We start from the raw sequence: 25,504 nt of genomic DNA on the forward strand, positions 1-25,504 counted from the left end.
GGTTCCGGAGAGAAGTGGATGCAGGGAGCAGGATTTGAACCTGCGGACTCCTACGAGACAGCGCCCTGAACGCTGCGCCGTTGGCCAGACTTGGCTATCCCTGCGTGCACTTCCGTCTACTTCTCGCCCCTTCAAACCCCTTTCGATTCGCTCGCTCGAGACGACGCCGCGGCTCTCGTAGCTCACGGGACCGCAGAGCGCCGTCGTAGGGTGGGAGGGGCGTTCGATCATGTTACAACTGCACCGCGTCTTCGAGTTCGCGTGCGCGCTGCTCGAGCGAGTCGATCGCTCGCGTGACGAGTTCTTCGACCGAGAACGAGCCGTCGGTCTCGACGTGGAAGACGAAGGCGTTCGGAACGTCCTCGATGCGTACCTCCTTACCGGGGTAGCGCACGGTGAGGTCGTGGTCGAACTCGCTGGTCGGAACCAGCTCGCCGTCGTCTTCGATGACGCCGCGAACGATGTGTGGCTCCTCGTCCTCGAACTGGTCTCGGTCGCCGACGACCTCGACACGCTGGAGGTGACGGTAGCCGACCGCCACGCCGCCCTGGTGTCTCGCGTGAGACTTCCCGCGGTCCATCGCCGCATCGGCCTCGGCCTCGAGTCGCTGGCCGTCTTTGAGGTCGATGATCGGCACGTTCAGGTCTGCGGGTTTCACCAGCTCGTCACTCGAGACGAAGTCGCCCGAGTAGGCCGTTCCCGGTCCCTCGACGTCGATCGCGAGCGTGACGGTGTCGCCCTCGACGAACTCGCCTTCCGGTGGCGTCGTCAGGGGGATCAGCCCCATTCTGAGCGCGATCTGTTCGTCGAACATCACCGAGGAGTTCTCGATGAACCGGACCTCGTCGATGGCCATGGTGGGAACGTCGGCGACCATCGCCCGGCGGATGCCGTTGGCGAACGCCGGCGTCACTCCACGGACGAGAAAGCGCGCTTTTCGCTCCTCGCGTTCGACGAACTCGACGTCGTATGCAGGTGCCATGGGTTCAGTATCCGCCTTTTCCTTTCGGTGCTCGCGACCCGTCGTGTGGGATCGGCGTCACGTCTTCGATGCGGCCGATTTCGATGCCCGCACGCGCGAGCGCTCGGATCGTCGCCTGCGCACCGGGACCGGGCGACTTCTGGAGGTTGCCGCCGGGACCACGGACTCGGATGTGGAGTCCGGTGATGCCCGCGGCCTTGACCTCCTCTGCGATGCTATCGGCCATCTGCATCGCCGCGTAGGGCGACGCTTCGTCGCGGTTCTGTTTCACTGCCGTCCCGCCGGAGGACTTCGCGATGGTCTCGGCGCCCGTGAGGTCGGTCACGGTCATGACGGTGTTGTTGAACGATGCGTGCACGTGGGCGACGCCCCATTTCTCGTCTGCCATGTTATTGTCCCTCCGCACGTTCCGGGTGCAGTTCGTCCGCGAGCGGACTGTTCTCCTCGAACGCGACGAGGTCCTCCTCGTCGACGTCGACGACGTACGACGGTACACAGTGGCGCTGGCCGTCGACGACGATGTGGCCGTGGAGAATGAACTGTCGTGCCTGCTGGGGCGTGTTCGCCAGCCCCTTGCGGTAGGCGACCGTCTGGAGCCTGCGCTCGAGAACGTCTTCGACCTCGAGCGAGAGGATGTCACCGAGGTCTGCGCCCTCGTCGAGGACGCCGATCCGGCTCAGCCGTCCGAGGAACTCCTCGGTTCGGCGGACGACGACCTCGTCGTCCTGGGCCTGGGCGAGGAGGTCTCGAGCCTCGCGTCGGTACGAGCGCAGTTCCGACTGCGCGCGCCAGAGTTCCTCTTTGTTCTTCAGGCCGTAGCGGTCGAGCAACGAGTGCTCGGTGGCGATGCGTTCGCCCTGGTAGGGGTGATTCGGCGTCTCGTACTGTTTGGTGTTCGAGCCGAGCGCCATTATTCGTCACCACCCTCTTCGGCCTCTTCACGGATCTGTTCGACGTTGACTCCGATGGTCCCCTCCGTACGGCCGGTAGACTTGGTTCGCTGTCCGCGGACCTTCTGGCCGCGCATGTGGCGAACGCCCTTGTAGGAGCTGATCATCTTCATCCGGTTGATGTCCTGCTGACGGGTCAGCTGGAGATCGTTGCCGATCTCGTGGCTCGTCTTGCCGGTGTAGAAGTCGTGCTGGCGGTTCGCAAGCCAGTCTGGGACCTCTTCGGCGTAACTCTCTACGGTTTCGACGACGTCCTCGATCTCCGACTCGTCGAGTCGACCGAACGTCGCGGTTCGGTCGACACCGGCTTTCTCGGCGATGATGCGGGCGGTCCGTCGACCGATCCCGTTCATCTCCGAGAGCGAGCGCTCGACGGACTTCGTCCCGTCTAGGTCTGTCCGACCGATCCGGACGAAGTACTGGATGTCGTCGTCCTGTTGTTCTTGAGGTTCTTCCTCGCTCATGTGTTGTGTCTGTTGTCTGGTGTGTGTGCGATTCGAGTCCGTGTCTGGCGGCGAGCCGCCTGTACGGACTATCGTCTCCGGCGGAAAGACCGCCGGTGGGAGTCGTATCCGACGTCGCGGCGGGGATTCGAACCCCGGAGGCTTGACGCCACATGGTTAGCAACCATGCGCCTTGGGCCGCTTGGCTACCACGACACCGTCTCTATCGTCGCCCTCGCGGACTCGGGGACGGCGTCCCCTACAGCGTAGTGCACTCGAAGGTACCCGCGTGGGGTACTTAAGCGCAACGAATCGCCCGAGGCACTCGCCTCCGTCGGTCTCACTGCCGGGTCTTCGTCACAGTCTCGCCAACGCGTGCCCAACGGTCCCTTTTATGTCTGACCGACCGATAGGTCAGGACGACAGGTGTCCCGACGTAGCCTCCTCGTCCGACTCACCGGTGCAGTGATCGGCATCGGTGCGATCGCTCTCGCCGCTGCGACCATCGATAGCCCGCTCGAGCCAGGTGGCGACGGTGGCTCCGGTGGTGGGGCCGACGGATTCGCACCGGAGTCGCCACCGATGGAACCGGAGCCACTCGCCGAGGGCGTCCCGCCGTTTCTCGAGTACCTCGTGATCGCGCTCGTCCTCGCCCTCGCGCTCGTCCTCGCCTGGTACCTCCTCGCTCACCGGCGCGACGCGCTCAAACTGCTCGCCATCGTGGCAGTCTTCGCGCTCGGCCTGCTGGCGGTCATCTACCTCGTCTCTACGATCGACGTGACGGTGGATCCACCGCCCGCGGAGCTTCCGCCACCCGAAAACGAGACCGGAGGCGAACCCGGAGGCGGTGGCGACGGCACGGCCGATACGCTCCCGGTCGGGACGTTACTCGTACTCATCGGTGCCGTCACTGCGGTCTTCGTCGGCGCGCTCGCGCTGACGCGCTCGTCGGACGACACGGCGCCCGCCCCGTCGTCGACGGTCTCCGAGGACGACACCCATGCCGCTGCGGTCGGGGCCGCGGCGGGTGAGGCCGCAGCGCGGATCGAGGAGGCGGCCGGCGACGACCTCGACAACGAGGTGTACCGCGCCTGGCTCGAGATGACCCGGCTGCTCGAGGTCTCACACCCCGAAACGACCACACCCGGCGAGTTCGCCGACGCGGCCGTCGACGCCGGTCTCGAGGGCCAACACGTGGCGGCGCTCACCCGACTCTTCGAGGAAGTCCGCTACGGCGACGCGGAAACGACCGCCGAGACGGAACGGCGAGCACTCGAGACGTTGCGAGCGATCGAAGCGGCCTACGCGGGCGACGCTTCGGTTACGGACGACACGCCCGCCCGACCCGGACGAGACGGTGGTCGACGATGAGCGTCAGAGTCGTGCCGCTCGTCGTGGGCGTGCTCGCCTTCCTCCTCGCCGTGTTCGTCCTCTTCGGTTCGGTCTCGGTCCCGGCCGGCCAGGGGCTTCTGGGTGTCGTCGCGCTCGTCGTCTTGCTCATCGCCGCGGTCGCGATGAGCAACCGTCGCCAACGCACCCGGAACGCGTTCGACGCGCCCGACCCCGAACGCCGCCAGCACGTCCCCGTCCCCGGCGCGTCGCTCACCGGCGCCGCCGGCCTGTTCCACTCGCAGGAGTCGCCGTTCAGCGCGGGTGATCGCGTCTCGAGCGGTCTCTACGAGGCCGCCACCGCCGCGCTGACCCGCTTCGACGGCTGTTCGCTCGAGGAGGCACGCGAGCGCCTCCGGGAGGGGACCTGGTCCGACGACCCGTACGCGAACGCCTTCTTCGCCCCCGAGGTCGACCCGCCAACCCGGACGCTCCGCGACCGACTCACGCGCGGCTTCGTCCGTCACACCTCCTACCGCGAGGGAGTTCGCCACACCGCTCGCGCCGTCGCGACCATCACCTCGCCACACGCCGACGAACCGCCACTCGCGGCGTACGACCCCGAGGAACTCGACGAACCGGAGACGCGGACGACGGCCGACGCCATCACCGAACCCGTCGTCGAACGCTCCGAACGCTCGACCGGCCACTGGGTCGGCATCGGCGTCGTCTCCCTGCTCGCGGTCGGTCTCGGGGCACTCCTCGAGTCGCCGGCCATCGTCGTCGCCGGCGCAGTCGCCATCGGCTACGCCGCCGTGGCGAACGCGACCGACCCACCCACACCCGACCTCTCGATCGAGCGGCAGTTCGACCGCGAGACGCCGGAACCCGGCGACGAGGTCACCGTCACCGTCACCTTCGAAAACGAGAGCGGGCGGATACTCCCCGACGTGCGCATCGTCGACGGCGTTCCGACCGGCCTTCCCGTCACCGACGGCGTCGCCCGCATCGCCACCGCCCTGCGCCCCGGCGAGTCGCTCACCTTCGAGTACACGGTGACGGCGCTGAACGGTCGCCACACCTTCGATCCGACGCTGGTGGTGACGCGAGATTTCGCGCGCTCGAGCGAACGGGAGTTCCTCGTCGCCGCCACGGACGCCATCGTCTGCGAGCCGGTGTTGCGCCCAGTCACGTCGAACGTCCCGCTACGGACGACCGCCTCGACGTTCGCGGGCCACCTCACGACGGCCGAAGCCGGGTCGGGCACACAGTTTCACTCCGTGCGCGAGTACCGAAAGAGCGACCCGCTCAACCGCATCGACTGGAACCGCCACGCGCGCACCGGCGAACTCGCGACCCTCGAATTCCACGAAGAGCGCGCCGCGCGCGTGGTCGTCCTCGTCGACGCCCGGAAAGCCGCCTACCTCGCGCCGACACCCGACACCACCCACGCCGTCGACCGCTCGGTCGGCGCGGCGGGCCGAATCGCCGCGACACTGCTCGAGAACGGCGACGCGGTCGGACTGGCGGCGCTCGGACCCTACTACAACCGTACCGACGACCCGTCACCGGAAGCCTGCTGGCTCGCACCGGGGTCGGGGGGACACCACCGTGCGCGCTACCAGCGGACGCTCGCGGCCCACCCGCAGTTCTCCTCGCGCCAGCCCGAATCGGAGGGACTGTGGTCGCCACAGGTACGTGCGCTCGATGCGCGTCTCTCCGCCGAGACACAGGTGGTCTTCCTCACGGCGCTGTGCGATCGAACCTCGAAACACATCGCCGAGTGGCTCGACGCACACGGCCACACGGTCACCGTCGTCAGCCCGGACCCAACCACGACGCGAACGGTCGGCCACCAGCTCGTCCGCACCGCCCGCCGAATCTACCAGTTCGACCTCCAGCGCGGCGGCATCCCGGTCGTCGACTGGCCCCACGAGGAGTCCATCGACGACGTGTTCGCCCGCAACGCACTCGCTGCCCGCTCCGGAGGTGGACGGTGAGCGACCACCTGACCCGGAGACCGACGCGACGCTCGAGCGCCGTCGCCCTCGGGAGCGCCCTCCTCGTCACGACGCTCTCGGTGCTCGCGAGTACCGACGCACTCGCGCTCGCCCTCCTCGGGACCGTTCTCGTCGCGCTCGCGCTGGCTCGCACCAGCCACGCGCTGCTCGACGTCGCCGGACTCACGCTGTTTCTCGCCGTCGTCCTGATCGGCTACCGCAACGGCTCCGTCGAACTCACACTCCTCGCGACCGTCGCGGTCGTCGTCGCCTGGGACCTCGGCCACTCGGCGCTCGACCTCGGCGAGACGTTCGGCTGGGAGTCGACCACCGCGAGACTCGAGACCGTCCACGCGGTCTCGAGCGCGCTGATCGGACTCGTGACGGTCACGTTCGCGTACACGCTGTACCTCTTCGCAGCCGGTGGACAACCGGTCGCTGCGGTCGCGCTGTTGCTCGTCGCGGCGACACTCGTGACGATCGGGCTGGGTGCCGGCGGCCGGTCCTCCCGTCGCCGGTCGCGTCGCCCGCGGTGAGTGTGACACCGCTCGGCTCAGCCGCCGGAATCCGGCCCCGTCTGCCCCTCCATCTCGACGAACTCGAATAGCTCCGCGTACTCGTCGGGAAGCCCATCACGCACGGCTCCGATCGCCCCCTCGTCGACAGCGTCGTCGACGACGTCAATGACGACACGGCTCCGGTACACCACGTCCGCGCGCTCGCCCTCACCGACGCGCTCTCGCTCGGCGACCGTCTCGTAGAACTCCTCGAGATCGAAGCGGTCGGCGTCGTCGCTTCGCTCGAGGTGGCGGCCGATCTCCGTCGGAAGCTGTGCGGCGAGGTTCTTCGCGTCACCCGGCTGGACGCGCTCTGCGAGCGTCTCGAGTGTCGCCCGACTGGTGCTGAGTGCGGCCTCCTGGGAGTCGAGTTGGGCACGGTGTTGGACCTGCCCGACGAAGTCTGCGTACTGCATGTGAGCGGCTTCGACAGGCGTTCGAAAGAGCGTGTGGCCGTCGAGTGAAAGCCGCCGGTGTGCGCTGTCCCCCGTCGGCCGCAAGGGCGCTCGAGCCGCGGCCGTTCCGAACGTTTCGGACGGTCACCCGTGGAATCGAAAGACAGTTTCCCCCACCCGCGCTACTCCGGGGCATGCTCTCGATCGCCCTCGCCGGAAAGCCAAACGCCGGGAAGTCGACGTTTTACACGGCGGCGACGATGGCCGAAGTGGACATCGCCAACTATCCGTTCACGACCATCGACGCCAACCGTGGCGTCAGCTACGTCCGCACCGAGTGTCCCTGTCTCGAGCGCGACCAGCGCTGTACCAGCGACCACTGCCAGGACGGCAAGCGCTACGTCCCCGTCGAACTGCTCGACGTGGCGGGACTCGTCCCCGGCGCACACGAGGGGAAGGGGCTGGGCAACCAGTTTCTCGACGAACTGACCAACGCCGACGTGATCGTCAACGTCATCGACGCCTCCGGCGGGACGAACGAGAAGGGCGAACCGGTCGACATCGGCGAGCACGACCCCGTCTCGGACATCGACTTCATCGAAGAGGAGATGGACATGTGGCTCGCGGGTATCGTCGAGCGTAACTGGGAGTCAGTCGAGCGCAAGTCCCGCTCACCCGGCTTCGACTTAGACGACGTCCTCGCCGACATGCTCACCGGCTTCGGGGCCTCAGCCATCGACGTCGCGACCATCCTCCGCGAACTCGAGTACCCCGAGGACCCCATCCAGTGGACCGACGACCACCGCGAGGCGCTCGCCAGGGACGTCCGCGCGCGAACCAAACCGATCGTCGTCGCCGCCAACAAGATCGACGTCGCCCCGCCGGAGCACGTCGAGGCGCTGCTCGACCTCGAGAAGCCCGTCATCCCGACGACCGCCGAGGGCGAACTCGCCCTCCGACGCGCCGCCGACGCCGACCTCGTCGCCTACGATCCCGGCGACACCGACCTCGAGATCACCGGCGACGTGACCGACGGCCAGCGCGAGGCGCTCGAGGACTTAGCCCAGACGATGGCCGACTGGGACGGCACCGGCGTCCAGGCCGCGCTCAACTACGCCGTCTACGACCTCCTCGAGCACCTCACCGCCTATCCCGTCCAGGACGCCTCGAAGTGGACCGACGCGAGCGGAAACGTCCTCCCCGACGCACTCTTGCTCCCCGAGGGATCGACCCCCGTCGACCTCGCCTACGCCGTCCACACCGACATCGGCGACGGCTACCTCCACGCGGTCAACGCCAAGACCAGCCGTGAAGTGAGTGATAGCTACGAACTCGAGGAGGGTGACGTGGTCAAGATCGTGAGCACGAACTGAGACCACTCGCAGAAACTGAACAGTGCGTTGTAGGTTGGTGCGGTGGTCAGCAAAGGAGATGCATTATTCGTCTTTCGCTCTTCTGTAGGAGATTGTTGATACTGTTCAGCTGTGGCTCTGAAATCGAAGAGGACAAGGACACCGCGTCAGCGGTGTCCGATACGTATGATTCCGCTAGATGTGTTTGGGTCGGAATCGGTCGCAGCGGACCTGTTACAGCAGGTTCGCTGGCGTAACGGAGTTTCCTGTCCCCGCTGCCGTTCAGACCGAACGGTCAAGAACGGCAGCTATGGACACTTTCAGCGCTACCTCTGTAAGAATTGCGACCGCACGTTCAACGATAAGACTGGCACGATCTTCGCCCATTCGAAGATCGCGCTCAGAAAGTGGCTGTTCTCGATTTACGCGTTTCTCCGGTTTAACACAAGCCTGCGCCAACTTCAGCTCGAAATTGATGTCCAGTACAAAACAATCTACCAGCGCGTCGAGCGCTTCACGAAGGCGCTCGACGCGCCTTCGCTCACCCTCGTCGGACCGGTTGAGATCGACGAGGTCTACGTCTCTGCGGGGATGAAAGGCCGCGAGCGCGACCACCCGTCGCGCTCGCGTGGCCTCTCTACGCGCGGACGAGGAACATACGAGCAGGACAAACCGCCGGTATTCACGATCGTTGATCGTGGCACCGGCAACCGGTACGTGATCCCTGCGAAATCCGCCGACGAATCGACGATTCGGCTCCTTCTCGCAAACCGTGAAAAGGAGCCGTTGACTGTTTATACAGACGGATTTCGAGCGTACGAACCACTAGAGAAGGACGACGCATTCGAACGCGAATACGTCGTCCACGGTGACGGTCAATACGCCGATGACGACGTTCACGTCAATAGCTGCGAGAGCCACGGCTCGCTGCTGCGACCGTGGCTCTCGCCTCATCGAAGTATCTCGAAGGATAAACTCACACAGTATCTCCGAGCGTTTCAGCTTCGACGAGAGTTACTGCGAAAACCGGGAAGAGAAGCGCTTAAACACGCCATCAAAGCGACGCTGTGAGATCAACAAAGTGCTACACAAGAGCGTCGAAGGTATTCGAGGGGTTCCGTTTCGTCGACGGTTGCCTGATCCGTGCCGAACTGCTCGAGGATCGTCCTGATTTCGTCGTCGCACGCGAACCAATACCCGTTGAGAACGTAGAATTCCTCACAGGCTTTATCCCCCTTGGACCCCTTTATCGATACGGGACCTCAAACATACTGTGCGTTCGTGCCCATTCACGGGCCGCTTGGACCGGATACCCGGTCGCGCAATCATCTTCGTTCTCTTCGCGTGGCAGTCGCGCGGAACGTATCACAGAGTACACGTGTTCCGCACCAACGAGCCACGCAACCATGAGCCAAACCACCACTTCGGCGTCTCTCGACGTCATGTTCGACATGCTGGGAAATTCGTACCGCCGCCGCATTCTGCTCGCAGTCGCAGACCATAACCCCCGCGACGAGGACGAATTTGCCCCGGAAACGTTCAATTCAGACAGCGTTGACGAAAACGAAGTTGAGCAGATGAAGACGGAATTGTTCCATTCACACCTGCCAAAGCTAGCAGATGCGGGATACATTGCATGGGACCCGGACACCGAGACGATTCGACGAGGGCCAAATTTCGAGGAAATCGCACCGCTGCTCGAACTGATGGACGAACACGAGGACGAATTACCAGCCAACTGGCCGTGACAGTACAAATAGGTTCGCAGCCATACTTGGCACAGAGCGGACACAACGTCCACCTCCGCGAGACCGTGAGACGGTGAGCCACTCGAGCGACAGAGATGGAGAACCGGCGTCTCGGTTTTCGGCCCTGGTTTCGTCCCACCTCGAGACGTGAGAACGAAACGTACCACCAGGATTATGCTCTCGACCGGTGAGCCACGCCTATGTCTCCCGAGGAGTATCCATCGATTTCGCTACACAACGTCGCCGAGACGACGCCCGCCGAGTGGGCGGCCGACGGCGAGCGGCTGTATCGCGTGCCTGCGGCCGTGATCGAGGGGTTGAACCAGCGTGCCAGCGACCGGGTGCGCCACCCCACTGGCTGTGAGATCAGGTTCGTCCCCGACTCGCCCGAGGCGGAGATCGAGGTGACGCTCTCCGCGCCGGAGCCAACGCGGGTTCACACCTTCTGGGGACCGTTCCAGCCCTGGCAGCCGACCGACATCGGGCCGGAGCCGACGACGCTCACCCTCTCGCTTCCCGAGCGTCTTCGCGATCTCGCAAAGAACGAGGCGACGGGACGGTTCGCCCCGCAGGTGTGTCGGCTCCGCCTCGAGCGCGTCCCCGCGGTCGCGCTCCACGAGGTTCGCGGTGACTGTCGCCCACCCGACGCCGACGAACTGCCCGACCGACGCTACCTCGCCTACGGGACCTCGATCACCGAGGGGGCCGTCACCTCCGCACCGCACCTGAACTACGTCACCCACGTCGCCCGCACCTGCGGCTACGACGCGCTGAACCTCGGCTGCTCCGGCTCTGCCTACGCCGAATCGGCGATGGCCGACTACATCGCGAGCCGCGAGGACTGGGACGTGGCGACGCTCGCGCTCTCGGTGAACATGGCCAACGGCGGCTTCTCACCGGCGGAGTTCCGCGAGCGCGCCGACGTCTTCGTGAACACGGTTGCTGCGGCCCACCCCGACAACCCAGTCGTCTGCGTGACGCTCTTTCCCTACTTCGCCGACCTGACCGAGACCGGCGACGCCGAACACGCTCGAGCCTACCGCGAGGCGCTGCGCTCGGTCGTCGCCGACGCTCCGCACGCGAACCTCTCGCTCGTCGAAGGACCCGAGTTACTCGAGGTATCCGGACTCACCGCCGACCTCCTCCACCCGGGCGACGCCGGGATGGCGGCCATCGGTGCCGGACTGGCCCGCCACCTCGAGCGAGTGGTCGAGTGAGCGCCTGCTCGCCGATGTTGCGTGCAGGCCGCAGACTCGGAGCGACGGCCCCTGTGGTCACGCCTCTGTTGGCTTTCGGGCGTGTGCATCGCGGGGTCTCTCGAGCGTCTCGTCCAGCCAGTCGAACAGCCGTCGGTGAAACACCGACTGGCCGGCTCCCTCGCAGTGGCCGCCAGCGCCTTCCGCGTCGGTGAAGCGCTCGAAGGTAGTCGGTGCGGCCGTCGACTCTGCCAGCGTCCGTGACTGCACCGAGAGGTGGTCCGATTCGTTCTCGGTGATCAGCGTCGGACACGCGATGCGCTCGCTGCGCCCCTCGAGCGTGTACGCCTGTAGCTCGCGGACGTACTCGCCGAGGGAGTCGACGCCGTGGGCGGCCATCCGCGAGCCGAAGTACTCGAGGGCGTGTGGCTCCTCGAGCTTGGCTTCGAGTGCCGCGTCGGCGTCGGGATCACCCTCGAGCACGCCGTCTCGAAGCGCGTCGGGGAGCCGGTCGTTCACGAGTGTGCCGAGGTCGTACAGGCCGGGGTCGGCGACGAGGGCGGCGAGACGGTTGTCGTCAGTGGCGGCCCGCGGTGCGAGGTAGCCACCGAAGCTCCGGCCGACCAGCGCGAGGCGGGAGGCGTCGACGGCCGTCCGGCCGACCGCGTAGTCGACGACAGGAGTGACCACCGCTTCGTAATCGGGGCGAAACGGAAGACCCTGCTCGTAGCGGACGCTACCCTGTCCGGGACCCTCGAACAGCAGGCAGGTGTATCCGCGTCTGAGCGCAGCCTTCGCGAGCATCGGATAGGACTCCTCGAGTGGTGCGTCGTAGCCCGGAAAGCCGATTACCGTCGCCCGTGCTTGAGTCGAGTCGTCGGGTGTGAGCAGATACCCCGGCAGCGTCGTTCCCTCGTAGGGAATCTCGACGACCGCTGCGCCGTGGTCGGCCAGCGAGAGCGCCTCCCGGAAACAGGCGCGCTGGCGACGCCACGCCTCGAGGAGCGTCGGATCGTCGAGGTCGTGTCGGCGAAAGAAGTACGCCGAGCGGTAGTACTCGGTCGCTCGCAGGAACGCCTCGCGAGCGCTCACGTCGTGGCCGCGCTCCAAGGACTCACGCGCGGCCGTCTCGACCGCCCTCGCCGTTTTACTCCACTCCTCGTACCAGCTCACGTAGTCGCCGTCGTCGATCCGTGCTGCGGTTGCGAAAACCTCTCCGACATCCGCACAGCCAGCGGGGGCCTTTCCAAGCGTTCGCTCGAGTTGTCCAGAAAACTCCGCGCCGAAGTGATCGAGGGCCATGGCCCTCGGACCACGGCGACGGGCATAATCCCGTCACACCACGGTTGCGCCGCTCGAGGTGGCTCACGCGTCGCTCGAGTGACCCCCCTGCTACCGACGGCCGATGGCAGCGACGAGACCGACCCCCCAGAGACCGGTGATCGCCGCTGCGCCAGCGAGTGCGCCAGCGAACTGTTCGTCGATCCCCAGAGCGACGAGCGTCGTGGTGATGGCGATGAAGGCCGCCGACCCCACGAGTACGCCCCCGAGCATCGCATTTCCCCCCACGAGGTTGACGGTCGAGGTGACCATTGAGATAATTAAAATCCACATCAATATAATATTTTCTGCGAGTTGTCCCGTTCATTGACACACAGCACCAGGGTGATGGTCGGCCGCTCGAGTCGGTACGTCCGCCACCCCAGCCCGGCTGGCTGACACCCAGTCCACCCCACACTCCGGTCCGACCGGCCGACATCAGTCGCTCCCCTCACCCGAGTCCGACGAACGGGTCGAACCAGACGGCGGCGACGAGGACGGCGAGGAAGACGTAGGAGCCGCGGATGAGCAACATGGTCGCGAGCCGTGGCTCGGCCCGTCTGGCGACGGCGGCGACGGCGGCGAAGGCGAGGACGGCAAGGACGGCAGTGGGTGGAAAGACCCGGACGGCAGCGAAAGCGACGACGACCAGGAGCGCCGTGACCATCAGGCCGTAGGCGACGGTGTGCGCCCGGTCGGGACCGACGACGACGGCGACCGTCCGTTTCGCGATCGAGCGGTCGTACTCGTAGTCCTGGGCGTCGTCGATCACCTTGATCCCCGAGAGCAAGACGAGAAAGACGAGCGCGAAAGCGAGGACGACCGGCGAGAGCGTCGCCGTCTGGACGGCGTAGCCGCCGAGGATCGCCAGCGCGATGCCGAGCGGGTAGCCGGTCGTCGCCGTAATCGGGTTCATGTCGAGCTGTGGCGCGTGGTGGTAGGCGATCAGCCACGTCGGCACCGTCAGCGCCACCGCCAGCAGATTCGCCCCCAGCGCGAGAACGAGACAGCAGCCAGCGAACACGGCGGTCGAACCCGCGAGACCGACCCGACAGCCACGCACCGTCAGCGGGTGGTCGTCGTCCTCGCCGCGGACGTGGAAGTCGACGTAGCCGTCTTTGAGGTGGGCCGTGTACACCGCCGCGAAGATGGCGAGGACGTGCACCGTCGCGAGCGCCCCGTCGACCGTCCCCGCCAGCAGTGCGCCGAACAGCGACGCCGCCAGCGGCGGCAGCATGAACACCGGGTGGACCTGTGAGAGGTACGCTCGAGCGCTCGCCGTCGGGCCGGTCGCACCTCTCGCCAGTGACATGATCTGTGCCACCACGGACGGGCCAATAAGCCTCGGGGTCAGGACTCCGAACAGGTCTCGAGAGTCAGCCCCGGCTACGCCTCGAGTGGCTGCGGTTCCGGGGCGACGGCGCGCGGCCGTCGTCACTCGAGAACCGTGTGAACGTAGTCGCCCATGTCCCGCGAGAGTGCGACCGAGCGCGGGCAGGTGAAGTAACAGGAGAAGACCATGCCGTCGTCCTCGCCCGCGCCGGTGACGACGTGGTCCCACGCGTCGCGCGGTTCGTCGACGAGGACGTGGAAGAAGTGTCGCCGGTAGATCGCACGCCGGCGGTCGTGGACCCAGCGGTCGCTCGCGAGGTGGGTCACCTCGGTCGGTTCGTCGATGCCGGTCTCCTCCTCGAGTTCGCGGACGACCGCCTCGGCGGGGGCTTCGCCCTCGTCGACGGTTCCCTTCGGGACCTGGACGCCGGTTCCGGGCGTCGGCTGTTCGAAGACGAGTAACTCGAGGCCGGTGTAGCCTCCAGCGTCTCGAGTCACGTAGGCGTACGCCTTCTCGACGGTGGGGTACGCAGGGTTCATAGACTCCGTACGCAGATGGGGGTCCTAACCCTTCTGTCAGCCGTCGTCTGGCAGGACTTTCCCGGGGTTGAGCGTGCCGGTCGGGTCGAGCGCGCGTTTGATCGCGGCCATCGCCCCGACCGCGCCCGCGCCGTGTTCGGGGACCATGTAGCGGCGCTTGCCCTCGCCGATGCCGTGTTCGCCGGTCGCCGTCCCGCCGAGGTCGATCGCGCGCCGCACCACGCGGTCGTAGATGTTCTCGGCGCGCTCGAGCGCCGCCGGGTCGTCGTGGTCGACTAAGACGGTGTAGTGGAGGTTGCCGTCGCCCGCGTGGCCGTAACACGGAACGTAGACGTCGAACTCGGCGGCGAGGGCTTTCGCGAAGCCGACGATCTCGGGGTAGGCGCTGATCGGCACCGTCACGTCGCCGTGGTGGACCGGCTCGAGCGCCTCCTCGTAGGTGAGAATGGCGTAGGCGAGTTCCTTGCGGACGGTCCAGAGGTCGTCCATCGCGGCCCGGTCGGCACCGATCTCGAACGCCCGCACGCCGTGGCTCTCGAAGAGCGCCTCACAGAGGGCGATCTCCTCGTCGATGCCGTGGTTGGCGTGGAACTCGAGGAAGACCATCGGGGCGTCCGGGAGGTCGGTCTCGAGGTAGGTGTTGCTCATCCGGGCGCTCAGATCACAGAGGAGTTCGATCTTCGCGACGTCGACGCCCGCGCCGATGGCGTCGGCGATGGCCTCGGTCGCGTCGGAAATGGAGTCGAAGATGGCTCGCCCACCACGGACCTGTTCGGGCCGCCCTGCCAGCTCGAGTGTCGCCTCGGTGACGACCGCGAGCGTGCCCTCGCTACCGACGAGGAGGTCGGTCAGGTTGTAGCCGCTCGAGGTCTTCGTCGCTCGCGATCCCGTCCGGATCACCGTCCCGTCGGCGAGGACGGCCTCGAGTCCGAGCACCCAGTCGGCGACCTCGCCGTACTTGACGGTCTGCATGCCGCTGGCGTCGGTTGCGATCATACCGCCGACGGTCGAAATCTCACCAGAGGAGGGCAGCGGCGGGAAGAAGAGCCCGTCGCGGCCGACGTGCTCGTCGACGGCCGCACCGAGAACGCCCGCCTGGACGTCGATCTGGAAGTCCGCGGGGCGGTACTCGAGCACGGCGTCCATCCGCGTCAGGTTCATGCTGATCCCACCCTCGACGGGGACGGCGTGACCCTCGAGTCCGGTGCCGGCCGCGTAGGGCGTGACGGGAACGCCGTGGTCGGTCGCCGCGGCGAGGATGCGCGAGACGTCGTCGGTCGACTCGGGCCAGACGACGGCGTCGGGGCTGACGCCGTCGCTGATCCGCTCGGTCGCCCAGTCGGTCGCGTGCTGGTCGCGGCTCGCCCGCTCGAACGAGACCTGGTCGTCTCTCAGGCCGAGATCGGTCAGAAACGAGCACTCGTGGTTCATGGATGGACCTGTGCGAGCGAGCCTATCAAGCTTTCAGAACCGGAACGCGACGGGGGTGGCTCGGGGCCGAAACGCCGACGGCACTCGCGGCCGTACGGTGCGTATGGACCCTGACTCACAGCTCTACGTCAACGAACTCTACGCCAGACTCGAGGCGACGGCGGCGCTGCCGGTCGACCCGCGGACGAACCGGTGGCTCGGCGAGGCGGAAGCCGTCGCCCGCGACGCCGCGACGAACGACCTCGACGCGGAGACGACCGAAAAGCGCGTCCGGCAGGTGGCGTCGCTGCTCGAGTCGGCTGACGAGCCGGAGAACGAGGAGGCGGCCGCTCACGTCGAGGCGGCCAGAGAACTGTGTGAGACGATTCTCGAGTAGCGAGCGGCCTACCGGCTGAGCGCGCGAGTCGCCTCGCGCATGATCTCGAGGGCCTCCTCGAGTTCGTCCATGCCGGTGGCGTAGGAGAGGCGGGCGTAGCCCGCGCCGTTCGCGCCGAAGGCCTCGCCGGGGACGACGACCACGCCGCGGTCGATGACCTCGTCACACCAGCCATCGGGTACCTTCGGCATGGCGTAGAAGGCTCCCTGTGGGGTGGGGACCTCGAGTCCGGCGTCGGTGAGACCGTCTAAGACGACGTCGCGGCGGTTTTCGAACGCGGAGACCATCTCCTCGACACAGTCCTGTGGGCCGGTGAGGGCGGCTTCGGCGGCGTACTGGGCGGGGGCAGAGGCGCAGGCCTGGCCGTACTGGTGGACGCGGAGCATGCGCTCGATCCGGCGGTTCGAGGCGACGACCCAGCCGAGTCGCCAGCCGGTCATCGAGTAGGTCTTCGAGCAGGCGCTGACGACCACGACGTTGTCGCTCTCGGCGAACTCGAACGGCGAGCGGTGGACGCCGTCGAAGACGATGCGCTCGTAGACCTCGTCGGTCAGACAGAGGACGTCGTGTTCGTCGGCGATGCGGGCAAACTCGCGCACGTCGGCTTCGCTCTGGACCGCGCCGGTCGGGTTCGCGGGGCTGTTGACGACGAACACCGCGGTGTCGTCGGTGATCGCCGCCTCGACGGTCGCCGGGTCGAGCGTGAGGTCCTCGCGCAACGGCAGCGGCTTCGGCGTCCCGCCCGCGATGTGCGTCAGCGCGTCGTAGGAGACGAAGCCGGGGTCCGGGAACAACACCTCGTCACCGGGGTCGACGTGTGCCTGCAGGGCGATGTGGAGCGCCTCGCTGCCACCGGCGGTGACGATGACGTCCTCGGGGTCGACCGCCTGTCCGTAGTCGGCGTCGTACCGGCCCGCAATCGCCTCGCGGACCGCGAGCGTCCCCTTGTTCGAGGTGTAGGCGTCAGTGCGCCCGGTCTCGATCGCTTCGATCGCCGCCTCGCGGGCGTGTGCAGGCGTCGGAAAGTCTGGCTGGCCCAGGCCGAGGTTGATCGCGTCCTCGCCTGCGGCCTCGAACACCTTCCGGATGCCGCTTATCGACACCTGTTCGACGCGGTGTGCGAACTCCGTCATAGCTGATCCGGTGGGCCGGAGGCGGTTAATCCTTGCTGGTTGCCATCCTGTCCCTGCGGCCGGAACGGATTTACGGGCCCGCTGACTCGTAGGCGCACATGTACTCGAGACGGGCGATTCTCGCCGGTAGTGTCACCGGAATCGTCGCTCTGAGCGCGGGCTGTCTCGACCTCGTCAGGGGAAACCCCGTCGAGTTCGAGGCGGCTGCCGTCAGACCGACCGACGACGCACTCGCAGAGACCGGCTACGAAGAGGGGGAAGCGGACTGGGAGCGGATCGAAGAGACGGTCGAAGCCGCTGGCGTCGAGCGCGAGATCCACGCCTCGATCTGGGCGGCGATCTACGGAAAGGAGGTCGCCATCGCCGGCGTCGAACGCGAGGCTGCGGTCTTCGCGGCCGTCTCGCTCCCGTCGATGGAGATTCTCGGGCGGACGATGAACCCACTCGAGGACATGAACAACCGCGAGGTACTCGAGGAGGTCCGCGGCGAGATCGAGGGTAACTACGGCGGTCTCCGGAACGTCTCACACCGCGAGACGTTCGGTCTCGAGATCCTCGACGCCGAACGCACCGTCGAAGCCTACGACGCGACCACCGACGTCGACGGCCAGGAGGTCGAGATCGTCCTCCTGCTCTCGACGTTCGACCACGACGACGACATCCTCGTCCTGCTCGGGGGCTACCCCCGACTGCTGCCCGACGAGGGCGTCGACCTCGAGACGCTGCTGGAGTCGGTCGAGCACCCGCTCGAGGAGTGAGAGCGGAGTCGAGAGGTCCTGGCTCAGCGTCGGACGCGGACGATCTTCGTCGAGCCACTTCGCTGGTCGATGTGGACGTGCCACTCGCCCTCGTCGGTCGTCGCCGGGACGAGCCACGTGCCGCTCGTCTGGTAGGGTGTCGTCGTCACTACCGACTCACAGCCAGCATCCGTCAGCGCCTCGTAAGCCGTGCTCGCGGCAGCGTCTTCTGAGGGGACACGTTTCGTCTCGCTCGAGGAGGGAAGCCTGTAGTTCATGATTATAAATGATTGTACATCACTCACACACATGAAGGTTGGCCCAGACCCCCCCAGCGGCGGGACCGACGCGATACTCACGGGTGCGGCCGGTGCGTCCGCTCTCGTGAGGGTGCTCGCTCGAAACGGTTCGAACCCGGTCGTGCTCAGTAGAACTCGCGGACGAGGTCCATCGCGTCGTCGGGTGCGCCGTCGGGAATCTCCGACATATTCTCGGTGACGCCGTGTTGTTCGTGATACGGCACGGAGTTCTCGTTCTGGTAGATGACGCCCTGGTACTCCTTCTCGGTGTCGAGGATGACCTCGGCAGCGGCGTCGTAGTCGCTCGAGTCGTGGTCTTGCTCTTTCAGGTCGACCAGGGTGTCGCGGAAGTAGTCGTAGGTGTCGACGTCGTTGAACGTGACACAGGGGCTGAAGACGTTGACGAAGCCGAAGCCGTCGTGTTCGATCGCCTCCTCGACGATCTCGGTGTGACGAAGCGCGTCGCTCGCGAACGACTGGGCGATGAAGGTCGCACCCGAGGCGAGTGCGAGGGCGAGCGGGTTGACGGGGGGCTGTTTCGGTCCCTCGGGAGTGGTCGAGGTCTCGAAGTTCGACCGCGAGGTGGGCGAGGCTTGGCCCTTCGTCAGCCCGTAGATGCGGTTGTCCATGACGACGTAGGTCATGTCGACGTTCCGCCGGACCGCGTGGATGAAGTGGCCCGCACCGATGGAGTAGCCGTCACCGTCTCCACCGGAGACCAGCACTTCGATGTCCGGTCGGGCCATCTTCACGCCCGCGCCGACGGGCAGTGCGCGGCCGTGGACGCCGTGGAGCGCGTAGCTGTGCATGTAGGTTCCGATCTTCCCGGAACAGCCGATTCCGGCGACGACGAACGTGTTGTCCGGGTCGTTGCCGGTGTTGGCGAGGGCTTTCATCATGCCGTTCATCGTGCCGAAGTCCCCACATCCGGGGCACCACGTCGGCTGTTTGTCGGATTTGAAGTCGGTGAAACGGACCTGTTCTGAGCTCATGCTGGGACCTCCGTCGTGAGTTGTTCGCGGATCTCCGCGGCGAGTTCGTCCGCGAGGAAGCGAACACCAGTGTACTTGTTGATGCGTTTGACGCGGGTAAGCGTGTCGTGTTCGATGACGTCGGCGAACTGCCCCGTCGCGTTACACTCGACGACGATCACGTCCTCTGCCGCCTTGACCGCCTCGGTCAGATCCGGCCGCGGGAAGATGTACGGCACCGAGAGGAACCGCACGTCGATGTCGTCTTCCTCGAGCAGCGCCATCGCCTCGACGATCGCCCCCTCGTTCGATCCCCACGAGATGACGAGCGTCTCCGCGTCGGGGTCGCCGAACTCGCGCCAGGAGAAGTCCTCCTCGCGTTTGGCCGTCTCGACCTTGCGGTAGCGCTTGTCGACCTGCTCGACGCGCTCGTCCTCGCGCTCGGTTCGCCGGCCGAGTTCGTCGTGCTCGAGACCGGTCGACATGTGTGCGCCGTCGACCGTGCCGGGCAGCGCGCGGGGGCTGATCCCATCGTCGGTGTTGGCGTGGGCGCGGAAGCGGCCCTCGTCGTCGAGCCACTCGCCGACGGTGTCGTCGTCGACGATCTTGCCGCGGTCGATCTCGACGGCGTCCATGTCGAACGCCTCGGGTGGGAAGGTCTGTTCGGTGACCGCGAGCGCCAGGTCGGAGACGAGGTAGACCGGCGTCTGGTACTTCTCGGCTAAGTTGAACGCCTCGACGGTCTTCCAGAAACACTCCGAGATGGTCGTCGGGGCGACGACGAACCGGGGGATCTCGCCGTGGCCGCCGTAGAGCGTCATGTTCAGGTCGCCCTGTTCTTGCTTGGTCGGCATCCCCGTCGAGGGACCCGAGCGCATCACGTCACAGATCACGAGCGGCGTCTCGCTGGTCGCGATCAGGCCGAAGGTCTCGGCCATCAGGTCGATACCCGGGCCAGAAGTCGCCGTCATCGAGCGCGCACCCGCGCGGGCGCCGCCCAGCGCCATGTTGATCGCCGACAGTTCGTCCTCACACTGGACGACGTGGCCGCCGTACTCCTCGATGCGTCCCGTCAGGTACTCCATCACGGCCGTCGCGGGCGTGATCGGATAGCCGGCGTAGAAGCGACAGCCAGCGGCGAGTGCACCCATGCCGATCGCCTCGTCACCGTTGAGCAGGACGTAGTCCGCGTCGGTCGTCTCGAGTTCGTAGCCGAGATCCAGGTCGTAGTGCTCTTCGACGTAGTCACGGCCCATCCGGGCGGCCGTCTTGTTGTTCTCGACGATCTTCGAGCCCTTCCCGCCGAAGCGCTTCTCGAGCGACTCGTCGAGGTACTCGACGTCGAAGCCGGTCAGCGCGCAGGCCGCCCCGAGCGCGACGACGTTGCGCATGATCGCTCCGCCAGCCTCTTCGGCGAGGCTTCGGAGGGGGACGTCGACGGCGGTCATCTCCTCGGGAATGTTCGCCTCCCAGGAGCGCTCACCGTCGTAGATGATCGCGCTGCCGTCGTGGAGTTCGTCGAGGTTCTCGTCGATCGTTCGCTGGGTCAAGGCGACGAGGATGTCGAGGCGGTCGACGACGCTCTGTACTTCGTCGACGGCGGTCCGGATCTTGTAGGCCGTGTAGCCGCCGCGGATCCGCGACGCGAAGTCTTTCGACGTGAAGACGTGCCGTCCTGCTCTGGAGAGTGCCTGGGCGAAGATTTTCCCGGTAGAGTCGATGCCGTCACCGGCTTCGCCTCCGACCGCCCAGTTTAGGTCCTCAGCCATGTTACGGCGAACGTTGCCTTCCCCCTATGAAAAGGCTTCTGAAACACCCACCGACTCGCAGGTATTTTCACCGGATCGTTTGTACTGATTGTAGTGAATGTCACATCCGCTCTAAAAGGGAACGCCTTTTTGACCGGCCGGTGAATCTCTGAACCGATGGAAGGAACACCCGTCACCGTCGACAGCGTCCGCGAGGTCGGCACCGACACCGTCGCCCTCGAACTCACGACTCCCGAGGACTTCGACGCCCTCCCCGGGCAGTTCGTCGTCCTCCGCACCGAACTCGAGGGCGAGGAGTTCACCCGCTACTACACGCTCTCCTCACCGACCGTCGACGACACCTTCGAGATCACCGTCGGTATCGACCCCGAGGGCGACCTCTCGCCGTGGCTCGCCTCGCTCGAGGGCGGCGAAACCGTCCACCTCGACGGCCCGTTCGGCGAGATTACCTACGAGGGCGACACTGACGTCGTCTGCGTCGCTGGCGGTCCCGGCGTCGGTCCCGCCGTCGCCATCGCCGAGGCGGCCCACGCCGCCGGCCACGGCGCCGTCGTGATCTACCAGGACGACGCGCCCGCCCACGAGGACCGACTCGAGTTGCTCGCCGAGGCGGACGCGACGGTGACGGTGCTCGAGGGAGACGCGGACGACGACCTCGCGAGCGCCGTCACGGCCCACCTCGAGGACGGCCAGTACTACGTCTTCGGCTTCAGCGACTTCGTCCACGCCGTCGCCGACGCCATCGACGACGCCGGTGGCGACCGCGAGGAGGCGCTCATCGAGAACTTCGGGTGAGCGCTCGTCCGACGGGCCGACCACGGCCGAACACAGACGAACAGGGGACTTCGATCGATTTCTGACGGTCTCTCAGCCGTGAAAAAGACGTTTGAGCGCGAGCGTGGAGTCCTCGTCTATGCGCCGACGACCGGCCCTCGCACGCATCGCCACCCTCTCCGGGAGCGGCCTCGCCGTCGTCCTCGCGGGCTGTTCGGGGACCCTCGGTTCCGGAGACGACTCGAGCGCCTCCGACGGTGGAGGCGACCACCTCGAACCGGCTGACACCGCCGACGGCGACGCACTCGAGCGCTACGAACTCGGCGACCTCGACCCAGACGACCCACCGTTCACGATCACCGTCGAGAACGTCGGCGACGACACTCGAGCGCTCTCGCTCACCGTCACGGCCGCAGACGGTGGCACCGAACTCGACGAGACGGTCGACCTCGAACCTGGTGGAGAACTCGAGGTACTCGTCGGCGACGAGGCGGGCTACGACCTGGACGTCGAGACGGCGGGCTCCGTCGCCCAGACGAGCGTCCGGCGTTCGGACGGTGGCGGCGAAACGCTCGTCTCCGTCGACGATGGCGGCGTCAGCGTACGGACGAGGTAGTCAGTGCTCGACGAACTCGACCAGCACGCCGCCGGTATCTCGCGGGTGGAGGAACGCGACCTCGTGACCCCACGCCCCCGGCCGTGGCTCCTCGTCGACGGGTTCGATTCCGACCTCGCGTGCGCGCTCGAGCGCCGCCGCGGCGTCGTCCGTCTCGAAGGCGACGTGGTGGATGCCCGACCCGCGGCGCTCGAGGAAGCGGGCGATGGGACCCTCGTCGTCGACCGGCTCGAGGAGTTCGAAGAGGCTGTTCTCACAGTCGAGAAAGACCACGCGCAGGCCGTCGAACGTCTCCTCGTGGACGACCTCGACGGCGAGGAGGTCGGCGAACAGTTCGGCGAGCGCCGCGGCGTCGTCGGTCGCGATACCGACGTGATCGATGCGCATGGCTCGAGGTGGGTCGGGTTCTCACCTGAGTGTTGCGCTCACCGCCGCTGGTGTCGAATCGATAACAGTAAGCCGCTCGAGTGGGTAGCCGCGCTCGATGGAGATCACGACGACCGAAACGGTTCCGGGCCGAGAAATCGCCGAGGTTCTCGGCGTCGCGCGGGGGAACACGGTACAGGCGAAGAACGTCGGCCGCGACATCACCCAGGGGCTTCGCAACGTCTTCGGCGGCGAACTCGAAGCCTACTCTGAACTGCTCGCGACCGCCCGCGACGAAGCGGTCGACCGGATGGAAGCCGACGCCGAGGCGATGGGTGCCGACGCCGTCGTCACCGTCCGCCTCGAGACCTCCCAGATCACCGACGGCGGCTCCGAAGTGATGGCCTACGGGACGGCCGTCCGCCTGCGCTGACGGTCGCCCCCGGGCGCGTCACTCCTCGAGTTCACAGGAGAGCGTCAGCCCGCTTCTGGTACACGTGATTCGCGTCGCCCCGTCGTAGGTGATCGAGAGACAGTCGACGGCGGAGAGATACCGCGTCGGCGAGCCACTCTCATCCGTCTCGGCCGCGCGAACGAGACCCGCCTCGGCCAGTGCCTCGACCTTTCTGTAGGCCGTACTCTGTGGAATCCCGTGTTCCTCGACGATCGTCTCGACCGACGTTGGCTCGTCGAGCGCCAGAAAGATCGCTCGAGTGCGGTCGTCGGCGAGCGCCTCGACGATCAGGGCCGGCGAACACCCTCGTCGTTCGTTCATCGCACACTGGATCGGCTGTGTTGGCGAGGTGCCCATAGTGGATCTATTCTCCGTTCGGGACGTAGGTGCCGGTGATCGCTCCCAGCTTGTGGGAACGGCACCCCCCTCGAGAGACGGCCGTCTGGAGGGGCCTCGGTCGGCGGGCGAACGGGTTCGGGGTGGGCTACTGGTTTCCTCGAACCCAACCCTCGAGTCGAATGAATCCCTTCGCTCGCGGCGACACCGGCGGCGACTTCCTCGAGGAGCGCTCGGAGTGGAACGCCGACCTCCTCCCCGAACCCGGCCCGTTTCTCGAGGGCCACGACGTCCTGACCGACGACGCCCACGTGGCGTTTCACGACCTGACCCACGAACTGTTCGAGCGTCGCGGCGTCTACGACGTGACGTTCGGGTACAACCTGGCGGCGCTGAACCGAGACCGGCGCTTTCCCGACGCGGGCTTTCGCTACGCCGTCGACGCCGGCGACCCGGCGGTACTCCGGGCGGTGTTCACCCCGACGACGGCCTTCTGTCCGCAGGCGGAGACGCTAGTGAAGGGGTCGTTTCGCGCCTGGAACGGCCTGGGTGACGACCACGACTACGACCTGGTGCGCGTCCGCGTCAGCCCCGACCACTACCAGGCGGACGCCATCGCGGCTGAACTCGACACACTCGAGGCGGCGTTCCTCGAGACGGGCACGGTCGACCGGCAGAGACGGTCGCTCTTCTGAACGGCTCGCTCGAGCACACTTCGCTCCCGGCTACGAGGTCTCGAGCGCGTCCTCCGTGCGCTCGCCAGCCCCCGTCTCGTCGCCGCTACCGAGGAAGAGGCCACGGACGCCCCCGGGACTGTGGCGGTGGATCGTTCCGACGGCGTTGCAGACGAACACCGTCGCACCGAGGGCGAACAGCCCGAGTCCGAGCGCGCTCACGCTCTCGGGCAGCGAGAAGAGGCTGCCAGCGGCCAGCGCGCCCAGCCCTGCCACGCTCGCGACGTACTCGGCCCGCTCGAGTCGGCTCGAGTAGAGGTCGTCGATCATCGGGACGGGCTCGAGACCGAGGCGGTCGCTGTAGCGCTCGTGCCAGACGATGAAGGGGACGATGTGGTAGAGCGTTCCGACGACGACGAAGCCGAAGACGCCGACGAACAGCAGCGGTCTCGCCCCCTCGTGGCCGGCGAGGGTCCCGTACTCGAGCGGTGACTCGGCCCACGCGACCGCGGTGAGGACGCCCCAGAGCGCCAACGAGCAGGCCACGACCCAGTAGCGCCGCGTCATCGGGCTCGAGGCGGCGCTCGCACGGACGAGGTTCCGCACGAGCACGGCCGTCGCGGCGAGGAGTGCGACCAGCACCAGGCCCGCGCCGAGGCGGGCGAGGGTGGCCGCCTCGAGTCCGCGCCCGAGCGCGAACAGTCCGACGCCGGAGCCGAGGGCGACCGTCTCGAGGCGGAACAGGGGAGTCTCGAGCGAACTCGGGGGTGGCTGGGTGAACATCTTCGAGAGCTGAGCGAGCGCGCCGACGATGGTGGGGAGGACGGCTCCGAACAGCGCGAGCGTCACGTGGACGAAGAGGACGTTCGCTCGCGTGACGGGGAGGTGGTCGAAGGGCGCGAGCGAGAAGTCGAGTGCGAGCAGCCAGCCCAGCGGTGCGAGCAGGGCGAACGAACAGAGCGCGAGCGCGAAGTGGCGTTCGGTGACGTCGAACGGCCGCGCGGGTGCGAGCGTCCGGCCGACGTTGTAGACGAACGTCCAGAGTCCGGCGAGGACGACCGTCGCGAAGATGGCCAGAGCGAGCAGCGAGCCGAGGAGTGCCGCGGCGACGAAGCCGACCAGACCGCCGGTGACGAGCCACAGCTGTGCGACTGCGAGCCGGCGCGAGTGGATCGACTGGCCGGACCAGACGGGGACGAACTGGGTCATCGCCCCCATGATCGTCACGCAGACCCAGCCGAGGAGGAACGTGTGAAAGAGCGCGACGCGCTGTAGCCCCGGCAGGCCGACGGCCACAGAGACCAGGCTCAACCCCAGTCCAGCTAACAGAAAGACGAACGCGACGACCACGTGCCGGAGCGGAATCGCCATCGGCGGCCGGTGGCCGGTGTGTGAGCCACCTGGAAGCGTGTGCATGTCTCGAG

The 25,504-nt window shown here is 66.7% G+C and carries 30 protein-coding genes and 2 tRNA genes; 13 read left to right on the plus strand and 19 right to left on the minus strand.

Translation table 11 applies throughout. The features are described from left to right. Positions 1-19: 19 nt before the first annotated feature. The 6 genes from N0B15_RS07720 to N0B15_RS07745 all read right to left on the minus strand — a co-directional run bounded on the left by N0B15_RS07720 (position 20) and on the right by N0B15_RS07745 (position 2,591). Positions 20-104: transfer RNA gene (locus tag N0B15_RS07720), tRNA-Leu, on the minus strand. Positions 105-232: 128 nt separating this feature from the next. Further along, positions 233-982 carry a DNA-directed RNA polymerase subunit D gene (locus tag N0B15_RS07725; protein ID WP_263019085.1) on the minus strand — a complete coding sequence of 250 codons (750 nt, stop codon included), beginning with the start codon at positions 980-982 and terminating at the stop codon, positions 233-235. A gap of 4 nt (positions 983-986) precedes the next feature. Beyond that, the gene (locus N0B15_RS07730) at positions 987-1,370 is read right to left on the minus strand and encodes a 30S ribosomal protein S11 (RefSeq protein ID WP_263019086.1); all 384 of its coding nucleotides are present in this window, start codon (positions 1,368-1,370) and stop codon (positions 987-989) included. Position 1,371: 1 nt separating this feature from the next. Then, positions 1,372-1,893 carry a 30S ribosomal protein S4 gene (locus N0B15_RS07735; RefSeq protein ID WP_263019087.1) on the minus strand — a complete coding sequence of 174 codons (522 nt, stop codon included), beginning with the start codon at positions 1,891-1,893 and terminating at the stop codon, positions 1,372-1,374. Then, positions 1,893-2,396, minus strand: coding sequence for a 30S ribosomal protein S13 (locus tag N0B15_RS07740; protein WP_263019088.1), 504 nt, complete (start codon positions 2,394-2,396; stop codon positions 1,893-1,895). The genes N0B15_RS07735 and N0B15_RS07740 overlap by 1 nt, the downstream gene beginning before the upstream one ends. 112 nt (positions 2,397-2,508) lie before the next feature. Beyond that, positions 2,509-2,591 (minus strand) — tRNA-Ser (locus tag N0B15_RS07745). 210 nt (positions 2,592-2,801) lie between these two features. Between N0B15_RS07745 and N0B15_RS07750 the strand changes: the two genes are divergently transcribed. From N0B15_RS07750 to N0B15_RS07760, 3 genes are read left to right on the plus strand one after another with little or no spacing between them, the layout of a single operon-like run. Next, positions 2,802-3,746, plus strand: a complete 945-nt coding sequence (locus N0B15_RS07750; RefSeq protein ID WP_263019090.1) for a DUF4129 domain-containing protein — start codon at positions 2,802-2,804, stop codon at positions 3,744-3,746. After that, positions 3,743-5,704: a DUF58 domain-containing protein gene (locus N0B15_RS07755; protein WP_263019092.1), complete on the plus strand. Its 1,962-nt coding sequence runs from the start codon at positions 3,743-3,745 to the stop codon at positions 5,702-5,704. Before N0B15_RS07750 ends, N0B15_RS07755 begins: the two co-directional genes overlap by 4 nt. After that, positions 5,701-6,240, plus strand: a complete 540-nt coding sequence (locus tag N0B15_RS07760) for a DUF7519 family protein (protein WP_263019094.1) — start codon at positions 5,701-5,703, stop codon at positions 6,238-6,240. Before N0B15_RS07755 ends, N0B15_RS07760 begins: the two co-directional genes overlap by 4 nt. A 17-nt stretch (positions 6,241-6,257) precedes the next feature. Here the strand turns inward: N0B15_RS07760 and N0B15_RS07765 are convergent, their stop codons facing one another. Continuing rightward, positions 6,258-6,677 carry a DUF2267 domain-containing protein gene (locus N0B15_RS07765; protein ID WP_263019096.1) on the minus strand — a complete coding sequence of 140 codons (420 nt, stop codon included), beginning with the start codon at positions 6,675-6,677 and terminating at the stop codon, positions 6,258-6,260. Between the two features lie 173 nt (positions 6,678-6,850). Here N0B15_RS07765 and N0B15_RS07770 point away from each other — a divergent pair, with 173 nt between their 5' ends. The 4 genes from N0B15_RS07770 to N0B15_RS07785 all read left to right on the plus strand — a co-directional run bounded on the left by N0B15_RS07770 (position 6,851) and on the right by N0B15_RS07785 (position 10,973). Then, positions 6,851-8,029 (plus strand): redox-regulated ATPase YchF, encoded by a 1,179-nt coding sequence (locus N0B15_RS07770; RefSeq protein WP_263019098.1) that lies wholly within the window; start codon positions 6,851-6,853, stop codon positions 8,027-8,029. A 165-nt stretch (positions 8,030-8,194) separates the two neighbouring features. Then, positions 8,195-9,079 carry an IS1595 family transposase gene (locus N0B15_RS07775; protein ID WP_263019100.1) on the plus strand — a complete coding sequence of 295 codons (885 nt, stop codon included), beginning with the start codon at positions 8,195-8,197 and terminating at the stop codon, positions 9,077-9,079. 335 nt (positions 9,080-9,414) lie between these two features. Further along, on the plus strand, positions 9,415-9,756 hold the full coding sequence (locus N0B15_RS07780; protein WP_263019102.1) for a DUF7344 domain-containing protein: 342 nt from the start codon (positions 9,415-9,417) through the stop codon (positions 9,754-9,756). Between the two features lie 200 nt (positions 9,757-9,956). Further along, complete coding sequence (locus N0B15_RS07785) at positions 9,957-10,973, plus strand: GDSL-type esterase/lipase family protein (protein WP_263019104.1); 1,017 nt, start codon at positions 9,957-9,959, stop codon at positions 10,971-10,973. 57 nt (positions 10,974-11,030) lie between these two features. Here the strand turns inward: N0B15_RS07785 and N0B15_RS07790 are convergent, their stop codons facing one another. The 5 genes from N0B15_RS07790 to N0B15_RS07810 all read right to left on the minus strand — a co-directional run bounded on the left by N0B15_RS07790 (position 11,031) and on the right by N0B15_RS07810 (position 15,575). After that, positions 11,031-12,254: an alpha/beta hydrolase family protein gene (locus tag N0B15_RS07790; RefSeq protein ID WP_263019106.1), complete on the minus strand. Its 1,224-nt coding sequence runs from the start codon at positions 12,252-12,254 to the stop codon at positions 11,031-11,033. A gap of 90 nt (positions 12,255-12,344) precedes the next feature. Beyond that, complete coding sequence (locus tag N0B15_RS07795; protein WP_263019108.1) at positions 12,345-12,545, minus strand: hypothetical protein; 201 nt, start codon at positions 12,543-12,545, stop codon at positions 12,345-12,347. Between the two features lie 178 nt (positions 12,546-12,723). Then, on the minus strand, positions 12,724-13,584 hold the full coding sequence (locus N0B15_RS07800; RefSeq protein ID WP_263019109.1) for a UbiA family prenyltransferase: 861 nt from the start codon (positions 13,582-13,584) through the stop codon (positions 12,724-12,726). Positions 13,585-13,706: 122 nt separating this feature from the next. Next, on the minus strand, positions 13,707-14,144 hold the full coding sequence (locus N0B15_RS07805) for an NUDIX hydrolase (RefSeq protein ID WP_263019111.1): 438 nt from the start codon (positions 14,142-14,144) through the stop codon (positions 13,707-13,709). A gap of 36 nt (positions 14,145-14,180) precedes the next feature. Continuing rightward, positions 14,181-15,575 (minus strand): FAD-binding oxidoreductase, encoded by a 1,395-nt coding sequence (locus tag N0B15_RS07810; protein WP_263019113.1) that lies wholly within the window; start codon positions 15,573-15,575, stop codon positions 14,181-14,183. A 103-nt stretch (positions 15,576-15,678) separates the two neighbouring features. On the opposite strand from N0B15_RS07810, the gene N0B15_RS07815 reads away from it, so the two are divergent. Further along, positions 15,679-15,951: a DUF8152 family protein gene (locus tag N0B15_RS07815; protein ID WP_263019115.1), complete on the plus strand. Its 273-nt coding sequence runs from the start codon at positions 15,679-15,681 to the stop codon at positions 15,949-15,951. An 8-nt stretch (positions 15,952-15,959) separates the two neighbouring features. On the opposite strand, the gene N0B15_RS07820 is transcribed toward N0B15_RS07815, so the two are convergent. Beyond that, positions 15,960-17,084, minus strand: a complete 1,125-nt coding sequence (locus N0B15_RS07820) for a pyridoxal phosphate-dependent aminotransferase (protein ID WP_263019117.1) — start codon at positions 17,082-17,084, stop codon at positions 15,960-15,962. A gap of 98 nt (positions 17,085-17,182) precedes the next feature. Here N0B15_RS07820 and N0B15_RS07825 point away from each other — a divergent pair, with 98 nt between their 5' ends. Further along, positions 17,183-17,842, plus strand: a complete 660-nt coding sequence (locus N0B15_RS07825; RefSeq protein WP_263019119.1) for a DUF6517 family protein — start codon at positions 17,183-17,185, stop codon at positions 17,840-17,842. Between the two features lie 23 nt (positions 17,843-17,865). Here N0B15_RS07825 and N0B15_RS07830 read toward each other — a convergent pair whose 3' ends face one another. From N0B15_RS07830 to N0B15_RS07840, 3 genes are all read right to left on the minus strand, one after another. Next, positions 17,866-18,099, minus strand: coding sequence for a hypothetical protein (locus N0B15_RS07830; RefSeq protein ID WP_263019121.1), 234 nt, complete (start codon positions 18,097-18,099; stop codon positions 17,866-17,868). Positions 18,100-18,245: 146 nt separating this feature from the next. Beyond that, on the minus strand, positions 18,246-19,112 hold the full coding sequence (locus N0B15_RS07835) for a 2-oxoacid:ferredoxin oxidoreductase subunit beta (RefSeq protein WP_263019123.1): 867 nt from the start codon (positions 19,110-19,112) through the stop codon (positions 18,246-18,248). After that, a complete protein-coding gene (locus N0B15_RS07840; protein WP_263019125.1) occupies positions 19,109-20,860 on the minus strand; it encodes a 2-oxoacid:acceptor oxidoreductase subunit alpha in 1,752 nt (583 codons plus the stop codon). Before N0B15_RS07840 ends, N0B15_RS07835 begins: the two co-directional genes overlap by 4 nt. A 156-nt stretch (positions 20,861-21,016) precedes the next feature. On the opposite strand from N0B15_RS07840, the gene N0B15_RS07845 reads away from it, so the two are divergent. Together N0B15_RS07845 and N0B15_RS07850 are read left to right on the plus strand one after the other, a co-directional pair. Beyond that, positions 21,017-21,655 (plus strand): FAD-dependent oxidoreductase, encoded by a 639-nt coding sequence (locus tag N0B15_RS07845; RefSeq protein WP_263019127.1) that lies wholly within the window; start codon positions 21,017-21,019, stop codon positions 21,653-21,655. A 118-nt stretch (positions 21,656-21,773) separates the two neighbouring features. Beyond that, positions 21,774-22,250, plus strand: a complete 477-nt coding sequence (locus tag N0B15_RS07850) for an Ig-like domain-containing protein (RefSeq protein WP_263019129.1) — start codon at positions 21,774-21,776, stop codon at positions 22,248-22,250. Here the strand turns inward: N0B15_RS07850 and mce are convergent, their stop codons facing one another. Beyond that, on the minus strand, positions 22,251-22,637 hold the full coding sequence (gene mce, locus N0B15_RS07855; RefSeq protein WP_263019130.1) for a methylmalonyl-CoA epimerase: 387 nt from the start codon (positions 22,635-22,637) through the stop codon (positions 22,251-22,253). A 97-nt stretch (positions 22,638-22,734) separates the two neighbouring features. Between mce and N0B15_RS07860 the strand changes: the two genes are divergently transcribed. Further along, positions 22,735-23,049: a YbjQ family protein gene (locus tag N0B15_RS07860; RefSeq protein ID WP_263019132.1), complete on the plus strand. Its 315-nt coding sequence runs from the start codon at positions 22,735-22,737 to the stop codon at positions 23,047-23,049. An 18-nt stretch (positions 23,050-23,067) separates the two neighbouring features. Here the strand turns inward: N0B15_RS07860 and N0B15_RS07865 are convergent, their stop codons facing one another. Beyond that, a complete protein-coding gene (locus N0B15_RS07865; RefSeq protein WP_263019134.1) occupies positions 23,068-23,427 on the minus strand; it encodes a winged helix-turn-helix domain-containing protein in 360 nt (119 codons plus the stop codon). Between the two features lie 161 nt (positions 23,428-23,588). Here N0B15_RS07865 and N0B15_RS18395 point away from each other — a divergent pair, with 161 nt between their 5' ends. Continuing rightward, positions 23,589-24,101, plus strand: coding sequence for a DUF7998 family protein (locus tag N0B15_RS18395; RefSeq protein WP_263019136.1), 513 nt, complete (start codon positions 23,589-23,591; stop codon positions 24,099-24,101). 30 nt (positions 24,102-24,131) lie between these two features. Here N0B15_RS18395 and N0B15_RS07875 read toward each other — a convergent pair whose 3' ends face one another. After that, positions 24,132-25,496 carry a heme-copper oxidase family protein gene (locus N0B15_RS07875; protein ID WP_263019137.1) on the minus strand — a complete coding sequence of 455 codons (1,365 nt, stop codon included), beginning with the start codon at positions 25,494-25,496 and terminating at the stop codon, positions 24,132-24,134. Between the last annotated feature and the right edge of the window lie 8 nt (positions 25,497-25,504).

Source organism: Natronobiforma cellulositropha (genome assembly GCF_025629245.1).
Taxonomy (GTDB): domain Archaea; phylum Halobacteriota; class Halobacteria; order Halobacteriales; family Natrialbaceae; genus Natronobiforma; species Natronobiforma cellulositropha.

Coding starts and splice junctions, on each gene's coding strand:
- N0B15_RS07725 (WP_263019085.1), bottom strand. CDS start 982: ATGGCACCTGCATACGACGTCGAGTTCGTCGAACGCGAGGAGCGAAAA.
- N0B15_RS07730 (WP_263019086.1), bottom strand. CDS start 1,370: ATGGCAGACGAGAAATGGGGCGTCGCCCACGTGCACGCATCGTTCAAC.
- N0B15_RS07735 (WP_263019087.1), bottom strand. CDS start 1,893: ATGGCGCTCGGCTCGAACACCAAACAGTACGAGACGCCGAATCACCCC.
- N0B15_RS07740 (WP_263019088.1), bottom strand. CDS start 2,396: ATGAGCGAGGAAGAACCTCAAGAACAACAGGACGACGACATCCAGTAC.
- N0B15_RS07755 (WP_263019092.1), top strand. CDS start 3,743: ATGAGCGTCAGAGTCGTGCCGCTCGTCGTGGGCGTGCTCGCCTTCCTC.
- N0B15_RS07765 (WP_263019096.1), bottom strand. CDS start 6,677: ATGCAGTACGCAGACTTCGTCGGGCAGGTCCAACACCGTGCCCAACTC.
- N0B15_RS07770 (WP_263019098.1), top strand. CDS start 6,851: ATGCTCTCGATCGCCCTCGCCGGAAAGCCAAACGCCGGGAAGTCGACG.
- N0B15_RS07775 (WP_263019100.1), top strand. CDS start 8,195: ATGATTCCGCTAGATGTGTTTGGGTCGGAATCGGTCGCAGCGGACCTG.
- N0B15_RS07780 (WP_263019102.1), top strand. CDS start 9,415: ATGAGCCAAACCACCACTTCGGCGTCTCTCGACGTCATGTTCGACATG.
- N0B15_RS07785 (WP_263019104.1), top strand. CDS start 9,957: ATGTCTCCCGAGGAGTATCCATCGATTTCGCTACACAACGTCGCCGAG.
- N0B15_RS07790 (WP_263019106.1), bottom strand. CDS start 12,254: ATGGCCCTCGATCACTTCGGCGCGGAGTTTTCTGGACAACTCGAGCGA.
- N0B15_RS07795 (WP_263019108.1), bottom strand. CDS start 12,545: ATGGTCACCTCGACCGTCAACCTCGTGGGGGGAAATGCGATGCTCGGG.
- N0B15_RS07800 (WP_263019109.1), bottom strand. CDS start 13,584: ATGTCACTGGCGAGAGGTGCGACCGGCCCGACGGCGAGCGCTCGAGCG.
- N0B15_RS07805 (WP_263019111.1), bottom strand. CDS start 14,144: ATGAACCCTGCGTACCCCACCGTCGAGAAGGCGTACGCCTACGTGACT.
- N0B15_RS07810 (WP_263019113.1), bottom strand. CDS start 15,575: ATGAACCACGAGTGCTCGTTTCTGACCGATCTCGGCCTGAGAGACGAC.
- N0B15_RS07815 (WP_263019115.1), top strand. CDS start 15,679: ATGGACCCTGACTCACAGCTCTACGTCAACGAACTCTACGCCAGACTC.
- N0B15_RS07820 (WP_263019117.1), bottom strand. CDS start 17,084: ATGACGGAGTTCGCACACCGCGTCGAACAGGTGTCGATAAGCGGCATC.
- N0B15_RS07825 (WP_263019119.1), top strand. CDS start 17,183: ATGTACTCGAGACGGGCGATTCTCGCCGGTAGTGTCACCGGAATCGTC.
- N0B15_RS07830 (WP_263019121.1), bottom strand. CDS start 18,099: ATGAACTACAGGCTTCCCTCCTCGAGCGAGACGAAACGTGTCCCCTCA.
- N0B15_RS07835 (WP_263019123.1), bottom strand. CDS start 19,112: ATGAGCTCAGAACAGGTCCGTTTCACCGACTTCAAATCCGACAAACAG.
- N0B15_RS07840 (WP_263019125.1), bottom strand. CDS start 20,860: ATGGCTGAGGACCTAAACTGGGCGGTCGGAGGCGAAGCCGGTGACGGC.
- N0B15_RS07845 (WP_263019127.1), top strand. CDS start 21,017: ATGGAAGGAACACCCGTCACCGTCGACAGCGTCCGCGAGGTCGGCACC.
- N0B15_RS07850 (WP_263019129.1), top strand. CDS start 21,774: ATGCGCCGACGACCGGCCCTCGCACGCATCGCCACCCTCTCCGGGAGC.
- mce (WP_263019130.1), bottom strand. CDS start 22,637: ATGCGCATCGATCACGTCGGTATCGCGACCGACGACGCCGCGGCGCTC.
- N0B15_RS07860 (WP_263019132.1), top strand. CDS start 22,735: ATGGAGATCACGACGACCGAAACGGTTCCGGGCCGAGAAATCGCCGAG.
- N0B15_RS07865 (WP_263019134.1), bottom strand. CDS start 23,427: ATGGGCACCTCGCCAACACAGCCGATCCAGTGTGCGATGAACGAACGA.
- N0B15_RS18395 (WP_263019136.1), top strand. CDS start 23,589: ATGAATCCCTTCGCTCGCGGCGACACCGGCGGCGACTTCCTCGAGGAG.
- N0B15_RS07875 (WP_263019137.1), bottom strand. CDS start 25,496: ATGCACACGCTTCCAGGTGGCTCACACACCGGCCACCGGCCGCCGATG.